The following is a 13,834-nucleotide window of genomic DNA, read 5'->3' as shown; positions in this document are numbered from 1 at the left end:
GGCGATGGGTCAGTCACTAAATGCGTTGACTGATAACCCGCCATCGCCAGCAAGCCGGCTCCTACAGGGGATCGGTTTTGCCGGGGGACTTTTGCGCAGGCAAAAAAAGACCCGGCAAGAGCCGGGTCAAATAACCGTGATTAGCCTGATGAGGAGATATCTGAGAGTCCGAACCAAGGGCTTTTCAAATATCGACCAGTCTCGCGACCAGTTGTGATAATCATAGCGATTCTCATTACCAAGTCAACCGCTGATTTTTCATTTCCTCGAATATTGTCAGTTGCTTGGCGAGAAGCCCTGAAATCATTGGGCTTCAGACTACATTCCTGATGAGCTCAGCTGCGTGGTGTGCTTGTTCAGCAGGTCAATGCGTCGGTCCACGCTCTCGATCAGGCTGTGGGCGATCTTCGGATTGCCTTGAGTGAGGCTGAGAAACTCTCCTTCGCTCCCGTTCAATTCTTGTGGCGTGACGAGATCGCTTCCAACTGTTTATTCAGGGCTTCCTTGCGCTCGGCGGGGATGTCGTTCCAATGCACATCCATCAGCGCGCCTTCGATCGCATATAACAACACCTTGGATGCCCGGAACCCGCGCGTGCGCACAGCCCGATAGGCATCCACCGCCCCCAGGCGACGCAAGTCCGAGGCGCTGTGGATGCCCACGGCATGCAGCCACTGCGCCGATGTCTTGCCAAGATTCTTCAGGTGCTGCAGTTCATCATTCATCAAGCCTCCTTGCGACGGCCGAACGGTGCGTGGGCAAGCTTCTGAGGAGTGTAGCCATCAGTAGGAAAAGCGTGATTGTTTGGTCGGTTTCGGAGCAAATGCTTCTAAGAAGCGACTCCGATGTGCAGCGTAAAAATACGCGAGCAAGGTAGGAAAAGGCGGAAGGGCGTCAAGTTCTCAAGCTGAAAACACCCACAGTCCAGCGCAAGGCGGGGGGGGCGCCAAGGCTGAGCACTGGACATGTCAGTTATCGGTCGTTTTTAACGGGTTCGATAACGCAGGCGTGTACCGAAATTCATCGACATCAGAATTTCGTCGGCACTCAGCTCTCGCGGAAAGTAGGCGCCGGAGATCTGCGCGTGGGCCAGGCTTGCGCCTTCCAGGTTTGAGTTGCTGAAATCGATGCCGCGCAAGTCGGCAGAGCGGAAGTAAGCATCGGTAAAGTCGATGCCGTCGGCATTCAGTTCGCGCAGGTCCAGGCCTCGGAAGTCACCACCGACCATGTCGATAGGTCCGTCTTTTGGACGTTCGTTGTTGAAACCTGTGATGTCGTCTTTGTGCAGTAAGGCATAAAGCGGGGTGTCGAGAAGTTTCGGCTGGCTCATGTCACATCACCTGTTGGTTTTATGACGCCAGTATAGTGCCACTATTTGACAGCCGTGAAGCCAGCGAAGGCTCCACGGCTGAAATACTTTCTTACAGGCCCGGCAGGCGTTGGCGAATTTGCGCAACGACGGTGTCGAGGGTCCCGCTTTCATTGGTCTGCACGCGTTTGCTGCACAGAATCTCTTCTGGCGTCAGGGCTTCACGATTGGCTTGCTGCGCTTCGATAACGGCCAGATTGGCGTCGGATGGATCCTTTTTGTCTGCCTGGCGCAGGGCCAGCCAGCTTTCGATCACCGCTTGTGGCGCGTTGCAATCAAGGATCAGGAACGGCGCGCCGGTGGCTTCGGCAATTTTCGCCGCGCCGTCACGCTGGTCGCGCTTGAGGTAAGTGGCATCGACCACCACTGGGAAACCGGCGCGCAGGATGACCGCGGCGATTTCATGCAGGCGAGTGTAGGTTGCGGCGCTGGCGTCGGCGCTATAAATGCCGGCTTGCGGATCGTTGGCGACAGTTTGTTCGCCGAACAGGCGTTTGCGCTCGACATCGGAACGCAGGCGAATTGCGCCCAGCGCTTCCACCAGACGCATGGCCACGTGGCTTTTGCCAACAGCGGAAACGCCGTGGGTGATGGCCATGAAGCGCGAAGGAATGGTGCTGTAGCTTTCCGCCAGATTTGCATAGTTGCGGTACTGGCGCAGGGTCGTGGCGCGCTGCACCGGGTCGGCCTCGGCCGGCATGCTGAACAGGCTGACCTTGGCGCGAACCAGCGCACGGTAGGCTTTATAGAAGTTCAGCAGTTCCAGGCCCTGGTAATCGCCGGTCAACTCCAGGTATTGGCTGATAAAGCGACGGGCCAGGCTCTTCAGGCCGCGGTCTTCAAGGTCCATCGCCAGGAAGCCGGTGTCGGCATAGACGTCGGTGAAGCGGAACGGCTCGTTGAATTCGATGCAGTCGAAGATCACGACCTTGCCATCGATCACGGTGGCGTTGCCCAGGTGGATATCACCGTGGCACTCGCGGATGAACCCCTCAGCCTTACGCTGGGCAAACAGTGGCTTGAGGCGTTCGAAGCTGCTTTCGGCCCAGGCTTGCAAGGCATCGAGTTGCAGCAGGTCTGCCTTGTCACTCAGGAACGGGCGGATCTGCTCGAAGTTCTGCCGCACTGGCGCCATGACGCTGTCCGGCGTGCCGGCTTCGTGTTCCGCAGGCACCTTTGGTGCGGTGAGGTGGAATTGCGCGATCTGTGCGGCCATCTCGTCGATGTGCGCGGTGGTCAATTCGCCGTTGGCTTGCAGCGTGCTGAGCAGTTGGCTCTGTGGGAACTGACGCATTTTCAGCGCGTATTCGATGACCGGACCGTCGCCGCCCAGTTGTGGCGCTTCGGCGCTGCCGGTAATCGGCAATACTTCGAGATACAAATCATTGGTCAGGCGCTGGTTCAGGCGCAGTTCTTCACCACAGAAATGCTCGCGGGCATCGAGGCTGGTGAAGTCGAGGAAGCCGAAATTGACGGGTTTCTTCACTTTATAAGCGAAAGCGCCTGTGAGAATGACCCAGGAGATGTGGGTTTCGATGAGCTGAAACCCGTCTACCGGATGCGGGTAAAGGGCCGGGTTTTGCAGGGCGGCGATCAGGGACTGGCTCACAGGCGTTCCTTCAGAGTCTGGGAAAATTCACGGCCGCCATTATGGCCGCAAGTCCGCCCGACGCAAACCTCGGCGGGCTCCTGTTGAGTATGAATAAAGTGCGTATAATCCGGCGCCATGACTCGTACTCGATCCCCCCGTACCCCCAAAAAACCACCTTCCAGGGGCCTGCGCCCTTGGCTGGGCTGGGCCCTTAAACTCAGTCTGGTCGGCCTTGTGGTGCTCGCCGGGTTCGCGGTTTACCTCGACGCTATTGTCCAGGAGAAGTTCTCCGGCAAGCGCTGGACTATCCCGGCCAAGGTGTATGCGCGCCCGCTCGAGCTGTTCACCGGCCAGAAGCTGAGCAAGGAAGACTTCCTCACCGAGCTCGACGCCTTGGGCTATCGCCGCGAAAGCGTGAGCAACGGCCCCGGCGCAGCAGCGGTCAACGGCAACACCGTTGACTTGAATACCCGTGGTTTCCAGTTCTATGAAGGCATGGAGAACGCCCAGCCCGTGCGCGTGCGATTCTCCGGCGACTACGTGGCCGAACTTTCGGCGACCAACGGTTCGAAGCTTTCTGTGGTACGGCTGGAGCCGCTGCTGATCGGCGGGATTTATCCGAAGAATCTCGAAGACCGCATTCTGATCAACATCGATCAGGTGCCGCCGTATCTGCTGGAAACCCTGGTCGCTGTAGAAGACCGGGACTTCTATAGCCACTGGGGCGTGTCGCCGAAGTCGATTGTCCGCGCCATCTGGGTCAACACCTCTGGCGGCAAGATGACCCAGGGCGGTAGTACCCTGACGCAACAGTTGGTCAAGAACTTCTACCTGACCAGCGAACGCAGCCTGAGCCGCAAACTCACCGAAGCCATGATGGCGATGCTGCTTGAGCTGCATTACGACAAGCGGGAGATTCTTGAGGCTTACCTCAATGAAGTGTTCGTCGGTCAGGATGGCCAGCGCGCGGTGCACGGTTTCGGTCTCGCCAGCCAGTTCTTCTTCGGGCAGCCGTTGTCCGAACTGAAACTGCATCAAGTCGCGATGCTGGTGGGCATGGTCAAGGGACCGTCCTATTACAACCCGCGTCGCAATCCGGAACGGGCGCTCGAGCGGCGCAACCTGGTGCTCGATGTGCTTGAGCAGCAAGGCGTCGCCACCGCCGAGCAGGTCGCGGCGGCGAAGAAAATGCCTTTGGGCGTGACGACGCGCGGCAAACTGGCCGACAGTTCGTTCCCTGGGTTTCTCGACCTGGTTAAACGTCAACTGCGCGAAGACTATCGCGACGAAGACTTGACCGAAGAAGGCCTGCGGATCTTCACCAGTTTCGATCCTATTTTGCAGATGAAAGCGGAAGCGTCGGTCAACGATACGTTCAAGCGCTTGTCCGGTCGCAAAGGCTCTGATGACGTTGAAGCAGCGATGGTCGTGACCAACCCGGAAACCGGTGAAGTCCAGGCCATGATCGGCAGTCGCCAGGCGAGCTTCGCCGGTTTCAACCGGGCGCTGGATGCTGTGCGACCGATCGGTTCGTTGATCAAGCCGGCGGTTTATCTGACAGCCCTTGAGAAACCTAGCCAGTACACGTTGACCAGCTGGCTGTCAGACGAATCCTTCTCGGTAAAAGGCGCGGACGGGCAGGTCTGGAAACCGCAAAACTATGATCGCCGCTCCCATGGCACTGTTTTCCTTTATCAGGGCCTGGCGCACTCCTACAACCTGTCGACCGCGCGTCTCGGGTTGGCGGTGGGCGTGCCGAATGTCTTGAAGACGCTGGCGCGCCTGGGTGTCAGTCGCGAGTTTCCAGCATTCCCGTCGATGCTGCTGGGTGCTGGCGGCATGACCCCGATCGAAGTGGCGACCATGTACCAGACCCTCGCCAACGGTGGCTTCAATACGCCGATGCGCGGGATTCGTAGCGTGCTGACGGCGGAAGGCGAGCCGCTCAAGCGGTATCCGTTCCAGATTCAGCAGCGTTTCGATCCGGCGTCCATTTACCTGATCCAGAGTGCCATGCAGCGGGTCATGCGCGAAGGCACCGGCAGTTCGGTTTACAACGTGTTACCGAAAACCCTGACGCTGGCGGGCAAGACCGGTACCAGTAACGATTCGCGAGACAGCTGGTTCGCCGGCTTCAGTCAGGATTTGCTGGCGGTGGTGTGGCTGGGGCGCGATGACAACGGCAAGACCCCGTTTACCGGTGCCACTGGCGCGTTGCAGGTCTGGACCAGTTTCATGCGCAAGGCTGATCCGTTGCCGCTGGACATGCCGCAGCCGGATAATGTGGTTCAGGCCTGGGTCGATTCACATACCGGACAAGGCTCTGATGCCAACTGCCCAGGCGCCGTGCAGATGCCGTATATTCGCGGCAGCGAACCGCCTCCCGGCGCTGCTTGCGGTGGCGAAAGCCCTGTTAACGGTGAAACGGTGATGGATTGGGTCAAGGGCTGGATGAATTAAGCAAAGAGGGTTTCAAGTGAACAAATGGTTGATTCCAGCGGTTGCCGCCGTGGCTTTGCTCAGCGGTTGCTCCAGCGTACAGCGTGGTTCGATTCCGGTTGTGGATTCCGGCAGCGCCGTTTCCAACAGTGAACGTGTTTCGGCCAATGGCGGTTTTCGTCAAACGACGGTTAAACGTCCTGTGCAATCCCAGACCCAGGCGATCCCGCAAGGTGACACCGGCGTCGTGGTGATGGTGCCGGGTGGCGGTGCAGTTGCATCGGCACCGATCAGCACTTCGCCGATTACGCCAGGCCCGATCACTTCGGGTCCGATCGACACTTCGCCAGTCCAGTCGGCCCCGATCAATCAGGGCAGCTACAGCATGCCATCGACACCGAGCGGCATTCCTTCGTCGAGCGCCGGTGGTCTGTCAGCTGATGAACAGCTGGACGGTCCGGTATTGGCGCTGCTGACCACTGCTCAGCAGCAACAGGCTGGCGGTGACCTCAACGGTGCTTCTTCCAGTCTGGAGCGCGCCCAGCGTGTTGCACCGCGTGAGCCGCAAGTGCTTTATCGTCTGGCGCAGGTTCGCATGGCCCAAGGTGATGCGGCACAAGCCGAGCAGTTCGCTCGTCGTGGTCTGACCCTCGCCAATGGGCGTCCGGCACTTCAGGCCAGTCTGTGGGAATTGATCGGTCAGGCACGTGATAAGCAGGGTGATTCCGCTGGCGCTGCACTGGCCCGTCAGAAGGCCAAGGTTTCGCTGTGATGGACGCACGCTTTCCGAAAATTGCCGAGCAGCTGTTGTTGATCGAGCGCGAGTTGCGGGTTCAGGGGTGGTGGGACGAGGTCTCGCCATCGGTTGAAGCACTGTCCAGTGTCGAGCCCTTTTCGGTCGATACGCTGGATTTCGAGCAGTGGCTGCAATGGATTTTCCTGCCGCGCATGAAAGCGATCCTCGAGCAGGATTTGCCGTTGCCCAATGCCTCGGGCATTCAGGAGATGGCGGAAATGGTCTTCGCCAGCCGCAATGTCCAGGGCAAGGATCGGCAGTTGCAGGTGCTGCTCAAAGAGTTCGACCAACTGATCACCGCCTCCCGCTAACCCCGATTTCTTGTAGGAGCAGAGCTTGCTCGCGAAGGCGGCGTAACATTCAACATATCTTTTGAATGTTACGCCGCCTTCGTCGGAACGCCGCCCGGAGCAAGCTCTGCTCCTACAGGTATCTACTGGCAGTTTTCAGCGATCTGTCTTTGCGCTTCAGCAGTCCGTTCCTGACGTTGCTCGTCGGTCAGGCGGCGCATCTCACCCTCGACATCCTCCCGTATCCGCGGATTGTTCTGCAGTTGAGCCAGGTTCGTCCGCGCCTGCTCGCAGAATACCTTTAGCTGCGCTTGCTGCTCGGCGACCTGTTTTTTAACGGTCTTATCGATGGCCTGTTGATCGCCAATGGCGTTACTGCGGGGCAGCGTAGCCGGCTTGTTTGCAGAGGAGGGCGTGACCACGGTCTTGGCTTGCCGGCCCTGGGGCGGTTGTGCATCGAAGTGGGTAACGCCTTGTTCATCGACCCACGTGTAAATCTGAGCGGCCATGCACAAAGGGCTGATGGCGATCAGCAGGCTGGCGGTCAGGAAAAACGTTCGCATGCCATTTCCTTGTATTGGGTTGCGCAATTGAAGCTAACACAGTTGCTGTTTAGCGGTTTTTTCTTGCTTTCTCATGTGCTTACTTCAATAAAGCACATTGACGACTTGACTTGCAGGGGACGAAACAGAAGAATCCAAAGTCCGCTGTAGAGGGACTGCCAGAAGCAGACCCACTCGGCAGATCATGAGGCGCACATCCGCGCCGACCTGTTACACCCGCAACGCGTTACCTCGCGCTGGGTGGGAAAGGCCCGCAACACTTGGGACGATCCCAATACTTGCTCAGTCAGTGCTGACGTAGTCGGCGACCACCGTCGCTCATGCTCTGCCGAGAAGTAAACCTATTAAGACCCGTCCTCTTGTATGTGGGCGGTATTCTGGCGTTTTAGAGGTGAACAACGTGGAGCTTTTATCTGGCGGTGAGATGCTCGTCCGCTTTTTGCGTGACGAAGGCGTCAAGTACATCTACGGGTACCCGGGTGGTGCTCTTCTTCATGTTTACGATGCCCTGTTCAAAGAACCGGAAGTGACCCACATCCTGGTTCGTCACGAGCAGGCTGCGACCCATATGGCTGACGGCTACGCCCGTGCCACCGGTAAAGCCGGTGTGGTACTGGTGACCTCCGGCCCGGGCGCAACCAACGCCATTACCGGTATTGCCACGGCCTACATGGACTCCATTCCGATGGTGGTCATTTCCGGCCAGGTGCCTAGCAACATGGTTGGCACCGATGCGTTCCAGGAAACCGACATGATCGGTATCTCCCGGCCGATCGTGAAGCACAGCTTCATGATCAAGCACGCGTCGGAAATCCCGGAAGTCATGAAGAAAGCGTTCTACCTGGCGCAATCCGGTCGTCCTGGTCCGGTCGTTGTCGATATCCCGAAAGACATGACCAACCCGGCCGAGAAGTTCGAATACATCTTCCCGAAAAAAGCCAAGCTGCGTTCCTACAGCCCGGCCGTTCGCGGTCACTCCGGACAAATCCGCAAGGCAGCCGAAATGCTCCTGGCGGCCAAGCGCCCTGTGATGTACGCAGGCGGCGGTGTGATTCTTGGTGGTGGCTCCGCGCCGCTGACCGAGTTGGCGAAGATGCTCAACCTGCCAGTGACCAATACCCTGATGGGTCTGGGTGCCTACCCTGGCACCGACCGTCAGTTCATCGGCATGCTCGGCATGCACGGCAGCTACACCGCCAACCTGGCGATGCACCATGCTGACGTGATCCTCGCAGTCGGCGCACGCTTCGACGATCGTGTCATCAACGGCGCGTCGAAGTTCTGCCCGAATGCCAAGATCATTCACATCGACATCGACCCGGCTTCGATCTCCAAGACCATCAAGGCCGACGTGCCGATCGTTGGCCCGGTGGAAAGCGTCCTGACCGAAATGGTCGCGATCCTCAAGGAAATCGGCGAGACCCCGAACAAGGAGTCCGTTGCCAGTTGGTGGAAGCAAGTTGATGAGTGGCGCGGTGATCGCGGCCTGTTCCCTTACGACAAGGGCGACGGCAGTGTCATCAAGCCGCAGACCGTGATCGAAACCCTGTGCGAAGTGACCAAGGGCGATGCCTTTGTTGCCTCCGACGTGGGTCAGCACCAAATGTTCGCGGCGCAGTACTACAAGTTCAACAAGCCGAACCGCTGGATCAACTCCGGTGGCCTGGGCACCATGGGCTTCGGTTTCCCGGCGGCCATGGGTATCAAGTTGAGCTTTCCGGATGCCGACGTCGCCTGCGTAACGGGCGAGGGCAGTATCCAGATGAACATTCAGGAACTGTCCACCTGTCTGCAATATGGTTTGCCGGTCAAAATCGTCATCCTGAACAACGGCGTTCTGGGTATGGTTCGTCAGTGGCAGGACATGAGCTACGGTAGCCGTCACTCGCACTCCTACATGGAATCGTTGCCTGACTTCGTCAAGCTGGCAGAGGCCTATGGCCATGTCGGCGTGCGCATCACCGACTCGAAAGACTTGAAGTCGCAGATGGAAGAAGCATTCGCCATGAAGGATCGCCTGGTGGTCATCGATATTGCAGTCGACACCAGCGAGCACGTCTATCCGATGCAGATCAAAGACGGCTCCATGCGCGATATGTGGCTGAGCAAGACGGAGCGTACTTAATCATGCGGCACATTATTTCCTTGCTTCTGGAAAACGAACCCGGTGCTCTGTCGCGTGTAGTCGGCCTGTTCTCGCAGCGCAACTACAACATCGAAAGCCTGACCGTGGCGCCAACCGAAGACCCGACTTTGTCGCGTCTGACGCTGACCACCGTGGGGCACGATGAGATCATCGAGCAGATCACCAAGAACCTGAACAAGCTGATCGAAGTGGTCAAACTGGTCGACCTGTCGGAAAGTGCTCACATCGAGCGCGAACTGATGCTGGTCAAGGTCAAGGCCACCGGCGCCCAGCGCGCCGAGATCAAGCGCACCACCGATATTTACCGTGGGCAGATCGTTGATGTCAGCGCTAGCGTGTATACCGTTCAATTGACCGGTACCAGCGACAAGCTCGACAGCTTCATTCAGTCCATCGGCACCGCGTCGATCCTGGAAACCGTCCGCAGCGGCGTAACCGGTATTGCTCGCGGCGACAAAGTACTCAGCATCTAAACCAAATTAGCGAATGGCCTGAACGGCCTGGATATATAGGGGAAATTCATGAAAGTTTTCTACGATAAAGACTGCGACCTGTCGATCATCCAGGGCAAGAAAGTTGCCATCATCGGTTACGGTTCCCAAGGCCACGCTCAAGCGTGCAACCTGAAAGACTCCGGCGTTGACGTCACTGTTGGCCTGCGTAAAGGTTCGGCGACCGTTGCCAAAGCCGAAGCTCACGGCCTGAAAGTGACCGACGTTGCTTCCGCTGTTGCGGCTGCCGACCTGGTCATGATCCTGACCCCGGACGAGTTCCAGTCCTCCCTGTACAAAAACGAAATCGAGCCGAACATCAAGAAAGGCGCCACCCTGGCCTTCTCCCACGGCTTCGCGATCCACTACAACCAGGTTGTTCCGCGCGCTGACCTCGACGTGATCATGATCGCGCCGAAAGCACCGGGCCACACCGTGCGTTCCGAGTTCGTCAAAGGCGGCGGTATCCCTGACCTGATCGCTATCTATCAGGATGCTTCCGGCAACGCCAAAAACGTTGCACTGTCCTACGCTGCCGGCGTTGGTGGCGGTCGTACCGGTATCATCGAAACCACTTTCAAGGACGAGACCGAAACCGACCTGTTCGGCGAACAAGCCGTTCTGTGCGGTGGTACCGTTGAACTGGTCAAAGCCGGTTTCGAAACCTTGGTTGAAGCTGGCTACGCGCCAGAAATGGCCTACTTCGAATGCCTGCACGAACTGAAACTGATCGTTGACCTCATGTACGAAGGCGGTATCGCCAACATGAACTACTCGATCTCCAACAACGCTGAATACGGCGAGTACGTGACTGGTCCGGAAGTGATCAACGCCGAATCCCGTCAGGCCATGCGCAACGCCCTGAAACGTATTCAGGACGGCGAATACGCCAAGATGTTCATCAGCGAAGGCGCAACCGGCTATCCTTCGATGACCGCCAAGCGTCGTAACAACGCCGCTCACGGTATCGAAATCATCGGCGAGCAACTGCGCTCCATGATGCCGTGGATCGGTGCCAACAAGATCGTCGACAAAGCCAAAAACTAAGTCGCACACTTGTACGGAAAACGCGGCCTAGGCCGCGTTTTTTCGTTTAGGAGGCTGGTTCTGGTATAAAGCTGCATCGTTTGTGGCCGAACCGTCGTCCCAGACACCTGTCGAAACTTTCCACCCCGTTGCAAGGTAATGTCCATGAGCGAACGTCCCGAAGAGCCAAACCAGGCTTCTGACGCCGAAAGCCTGCTGCCCATCGATGAACACGTCGAAGAAGGGCATGACGCTGAAGGCCGTAAAGTCCGGCATCGTGGTATCTATCTTCTGCCGAATCTGTTCACCACTGCGAACCTGTTCGCAGGGTTCTATTCCATCATCAATTCAATGAGTGCCCAGAGTGCCTTGAGTGCAGGTGATGCGATTGGCGCGAGCAAGTATTTTGCGTTTGCCGCGATCGCCATTTTTGTCGCCATGGTGCTCGACGGTCTCGACGGTCGCGTTGCCCGTATGACCAACACCCAGAGTGCCTTCGGTGCCGAGTACGACTCGCTGTCCGATATGGTCGCCTTCGGTGTCGCGCCGGCACTGCTGGCATTTGGCTGGGCCTTGGGCGATATGGGCAAGGTCGGCTGGATGGTCGCCTTTATTTATGTCGCCGGCGCTGCGTTGCGCCTGGCACGTTTCAACACCCAGGTGGGCACCGCCGACAAGCGCTACTTCATCGGCCTGGCCAGTCCGGCTGCGGCGGGTGTGGTTGCGGGTATTGTCTGGGCGTTCAGCGATTACGGCATTCAGGGTTCCAAGATGTCTTTCCTGGTCGCGCTGATGGTTGCGGCCGCCGGCATGCTGATGGTCAGCAACATCAAGTACAACAGCTTCAAGGAGCTGGACCTGAAAGGGCGCGTACCTTTCGTGGCGATCCTGGCCGTGGTGCTGGTGTTTGCCGTCGTGTTCAGTGATCCGCCGCGCATCCTGCTGCTGGTTTTCCTCGCCTATGCAGCGTCTGGCCCGGTTCAATACCTGTTACGTCTTCGTCGGCACAAAAGCGTGTAATTTCCCTCATACTCCGCAGTCTATTGGTGCATCTGTCCTCCAATGCTGCGGAGTTGCCATGCTGATCAAAGTCCCCAAGTCATCCGACTGCCATGAGTCGGATGTCACGCCTGAATCCCTCTATCTATCTCGTCGTAATGTATTGGGCGCCGCCGTTGCCGGCTTGGCTGTGAGCAGCTTGCCGCGTTGGGCCAGTGCTGACGATGCCGCGCGATACGCGGATGTCGAGGCGGGCAACGCGCCATCCTGGTTTGCCGAAAAACTCCCTTCTACCAAGTGGGGCGCGGTCACCGTCAAGGATGAGGCGATCACGCCGTTCAAGGACGCGACCCACTACAACAACTTCTATGAGTTCGGTACCGACAAGGGTGATCCGGCCGCCAACGCCGGTTCTCTGAAAACCGAACCGTGGAGCGTGGTGGTGGACGGGGAGGTGGGTAAGCCGGGGCGATATGCGCTGGAGGACTTCATGAAGCCTTATCAGCTGGAGGAGCGCATCTATCGTCTTCGCTGTGTAGAGGCCTGGTCGATGGTCATTCCATGGATCGGATTTCCCATCTCTGCGTTGCTCAATGTTGTTGAGCCAACCTCCAAGGCAAAATTCATTCGCCTCGAAACGCTGCAGGACCCTAAGACCATGCCAGGGCAGCGCTCTGGTTTTGCCCTGATCGACTGGCCCTATGTAGAAGGGCTGCGTCTGGACGAGGCGATGAATCCGTTGGCGATTCTTGCAGTGGGCATGTACGGGCGTGAGTTGCCTAACCAGAACGGCGCGCCTCTGCGCCTGGTGGTGCCGTGGAAGTACGGCTTCAAGAGCGTCAAATCCATCGTGCGGATCAGTCTGGTCAGCGAGCAACCGAAAACCACCTGGCAAAGCATTGCTGCGGACGAGTACGGCTTCTATGCCAACGTAAATCCGACAGTCGATCATCCGCGCTGGACGCAGGCTCGGGAGCGTCGTTTACCGAGCGGTCTGTTCAAGCCCAATGTGCGTGACACGCAGATGTTCAACGGCTACTCGGACGAAGTTGCTTCTCTATATACAGGGCTCGATCTGCGGAAGAACTACTGATGCGATATCCGTTCTGGCGAGTGAGTGTCTTCATCGCTGCTGCGGTATGGCCGCTGCTCTGGCTCTATCAGGCTTGGGCGGATGTGCTGGGGCCGGATCCGGGCAAGGTGCTGGTTGATCGGTTGGGGTTGGGGACGCTTGTACTGCTGCTTATTACATTGAGTTTCACGCCGTTGCTGAAGCTCACCGGTTGGGCGGGGTGGATTGCTGTCCGACGGCAGCTGGGTTTGTGGTGCTTCGCTTATGTAGTTCTCCATCTGAGTGGCTATATAGCGTTCATTCTTGGCTTTGATTGGTCGCAGCTGGGGGTCGAGTTACGCAAGCGGCCATACATTATTATCGGTGTGCTGGGGTTCCTTTGTTTGCTGGCGTTGGCGATAACCTCCAACCGCTACAGTCAACGTCGGCTGGGGGCTGGCTGGAAGAAACTGCATCGACTGGCTTATGGGGTTCTCGGTCTTGGCTTGCTGCATATGTTGTGGATCGTGCGTGCCGATCTGAAGGAGTGGGCTGTCTATGCCTCTATAGGCGCACTGCTATTGGTGTTGCGGTTACCGCCTGTCGCTCGTCGAATTCCACGTTTAATAGCTAAAAAGACATCTTCTGAAAGAAAAGCATAATTAGGTGTTGACGGCAGATTCTGGAAGTCTATAATTCGCCCCACTTCCGGCGCAGTCGAAACGGAAAACTCCTTGGTAAACAAAGAGTTACGCAGTTTTCGACAGCGAGTTGCTTCAGATCATCGAAGCCCAGAAGGAGTTGAAAGAGCGCTGTTGTTTGGCTCTTTTGGCGATTCGATCTTCTCGGTCGAAAGCGGAGAAAAAGAGGTGTTGACAGCAGCGAGTAACGCTGTAGAATTCGCCTCCCGCTAACGAGAGATCGGAAGCGCAAGTGGTTGAAGTTACAAAGGAAACTTTGAAAGCTTCTGAAAATAACCGCTTGACAGATACAGAGGACGCTGTAGAATGCGCGCCTCGGTTGAGACGAAAGATCTTAACCAACCGCTCTTTAACAACTGAATCAAGCAATTC

14 protein-coding genes and 2 pseudogenes are annotated in these 13,834 nt (G+C 57.5%); 10 read left to right on the top strand and 6 right to left on the bottom strand.

What is annotated here, in order from left to right:
* The coding region (locus KGA97_RS27025; protein WP_223481826.1) for a hypothetical protein at positions 1 to 217 on the top strand (217 nt) is incomplete at its 5' end.
* Positions 218 to 318: 101 nt separating this feature from the next.
* Here the strand turns inward: KGA97_RS27025 and KGA97_RS27020 are convergent.
* The 4 genes and pseudogenes from KGA97_RS27020 to KGA97_RS27005 all read right to left on the bottom strand — a co-directional run.
* Positions 319 to 438: pseudogene (locus tag KGA97_RS27020) on the bottom strand (cAMP-binding protein); the annotation flags it as partial.
* A 14-nt stretch (positions 439 to 452) separates the two neighbouring features.
* On the bottom strand, positions 453 to 725 hold the full coding sequence (locus tag KGA97_RS27015) for a TfoX/Sxy family protein (protein WP_007971093.1): 273 nt from the start codon (positions 723 to 725) through the stop codon (positions 453 to 455).
* 260 nt (positions 726 to 985) lie between these two features.
* Entirely contained in the window at positions 986 to 1,330 is a 345-nt protein-coding gene (locus KGA97_RS27010; protein ID WP_008033166.1) for a pentapeptide repeat-containing protein, read from the bottom strand.
* Positions 1,331 to 1,421: 91 nt separating this feature from the next.
* On the bottom strand, positions 1,422 to 2,978 hold the full coding sequence (locus KGA97_RS27005; RefSeq protein WP_008036398.1) for an AAA family ATPase: 1,557 nt from the start codon (positions 2,976 to 2,978) through the stop codon (positions 1,422 to 1,424).
* Between the two features lie 117 nt (positions 2,979 to 3,095).
* Here KGA97_RS27005 and mrcB point away from each other — a divergent pair, with 117 nt between their 5' ends.
* From mrcB to KGA97_RS26990, 3 genes are read left to right on the top strand one after another with little or no spacing between them, the layout of a single operon-like run.
* Positions 3,096 to 5,420 (top strand): penicillin-binding protein 1B, encoded by a 2,325-nt coding sequence (mrcB, locus tag KGA97_RS27000; RefSeq protein WP_192420004.1) that lies wholly within the window; start codon positions 3,096 to 3,098, stop codon positions 5,418 to 5,420.
* A gap of 16 nt (positions 5,421 to 5,436) precedes the next feature.
* On the top strand, positions 5,437 to 6,171 hold the full coding sequence (locus KGA97_RS26995; RefSeq protein ID WP_008036407.1) for a tetratricopeptide repeat protein: 735 nt from the start codon (positions 5,437 to 5,439) through the stop codon (positions 6,169 to 6,171).
* Complete coding sequence (locus KGA97_RS26990) at positions 6,171 to 6,506, top strand: YqcC family protein (protein WP_008036409.1); 336 nt, start codon at positions 6,171 to 6,173, stop codon at positions 6,504 to 6,506. The genes KGA97_RS26995 and KGA97_RS26990 overlap by 1 nt, the downstream gene beginning before the upstream one ends.
* A 122-nt stretch (positions 6,507 to 6,628) precedes the next feature.
* Here the strand turns inward: KGA97_RS26990 and KGA97_RS26985 are convergent, their stop codons facing one another.
* On the bottom strand, positions 6,629 to 7,048 hold the full coding sequence (locus KGA97_RS26985) for a DUF4124 domain-containing protein (RefSeq protein WP_223481825.1): 420 nt from the start codon (positions 7,046 to 7,048) through the stop codon (positions 6,629 to 6,631).
* A gap of 400 nt (positions 7,049 to 7,448) precedes the next feature.
* Here KGA97_RS26985 and KGA97_RS26980 point away from each other — a divergent pair, with 400 nt between their 5' ends.
* The 6 genes from KGA97_RS26980 (at position 7,449) to msrQ (ending at position 13,423) form a co-directional block, all read left to right on the top strand.
* Positions 7,449 to 9,173, top strand: a complete 1,725-nt coding sequence (locus KGA97_RS26980) for an acetolactate synthase 3 large subunit (RefSeq protein WP_192227972.1) — start codon at positions 7,449 to 7,451, stop codon at positions 9,171 to 9,173.
* A gap of 2 nt (positions 9,174 to 9,175) precedes the next feature.
* Positions 9,176 to 9,667, top strand: a complete 492-nt coding sequence (ilvN, locus tag KGA97_RS26975; protein ID WP_003205610.1) for an acetolactate synthase small subunit — start codon at positions 9,176 to 9,178, stop codon at positions 9,665 to 9,667.
* Between the two features lie 48 nt (positions 9,668 to 9,715).
* Positions 9,716 to 10,732: a ketol-acid reductoisomerase gene (ilvC, locus tag KGA97_RS26970; protein ID WP_003228216.1), complete on the top strand. Its 1,017-nt coding sequence runs from the start codon at positions 9,716 to 9,718 to the stop codon at positions 10,730 to 10,732.
* A 144-nt stretch (positions 10,733 to 10,876) separates the two neighbouring features.
* Complete coding sequence (gene pssA / locus KGA97_RS26965; protein ID WP_008033154.1) at positions 10,877 to 11,731, top strand: CDP-diacylglycerol--serine O-phosphatidyltransferase; 855 nt, start codon at positions 10,877 to 10,879, stop codon at positions 11,729 to 11,731.
* 58 nt (positions 11,732 to 11,789) lie between these two features.
* Positions 11,790 to 12,803 (top strand): protein-methionine-sulfoxide reductase catalytic subunit MsrP, encoded by a 1,014-nt coding sequence (gene msrP, locus KGA97_RS26960; RefSeq protein ID WP_008036422.1) that lies wholly within the window; start codon positions 11,790 to 11,792, stop codon positions 12,801 to 12,803.
* On the top strand, positions 12,803 to 13,423 hold the full coding sequence (msrQ, locus tag KGA97_RS26955; RefSeq protein ID WP_223481824.1) for a protein-methionine-sulfoxide reductase heme-binding subunit MsrQ: 621 nt from the start codon (positions 12,803 to 12,805) through the stop codon (positions 13,421 to 13,423). Before msrP ends, msrQ begins: the two co-directional genes overlap by 1 nt.
* A gap of 114 nt (positions 13,424 to 13,537) precedes the next feature.
* Here the strand turns inward: msrQ and KGA97_RS26950 are convergent.
* Positions 13,538 to 13,834 (bottom strand): annotated as a pseudogene (locus tag KGA97_RS26950) (hypothetical protein); the annotation flags it as partial.

It is taken from the genome of Pseudomonas sp. BF-B-15, from assembly GCF_019946675.1.
Lineage (GTDB): Bacteria > Pseudomonadota > Gammaproteobacteria > Pseudomonadales > Pseudomonadaceae > Aquipseudomonas > Aquipseudomonas migulae.
Note: the sequence above shows the minus strand (reverse complement) of the source record. Positions and strands in the feature narration are given on the sequence as shown.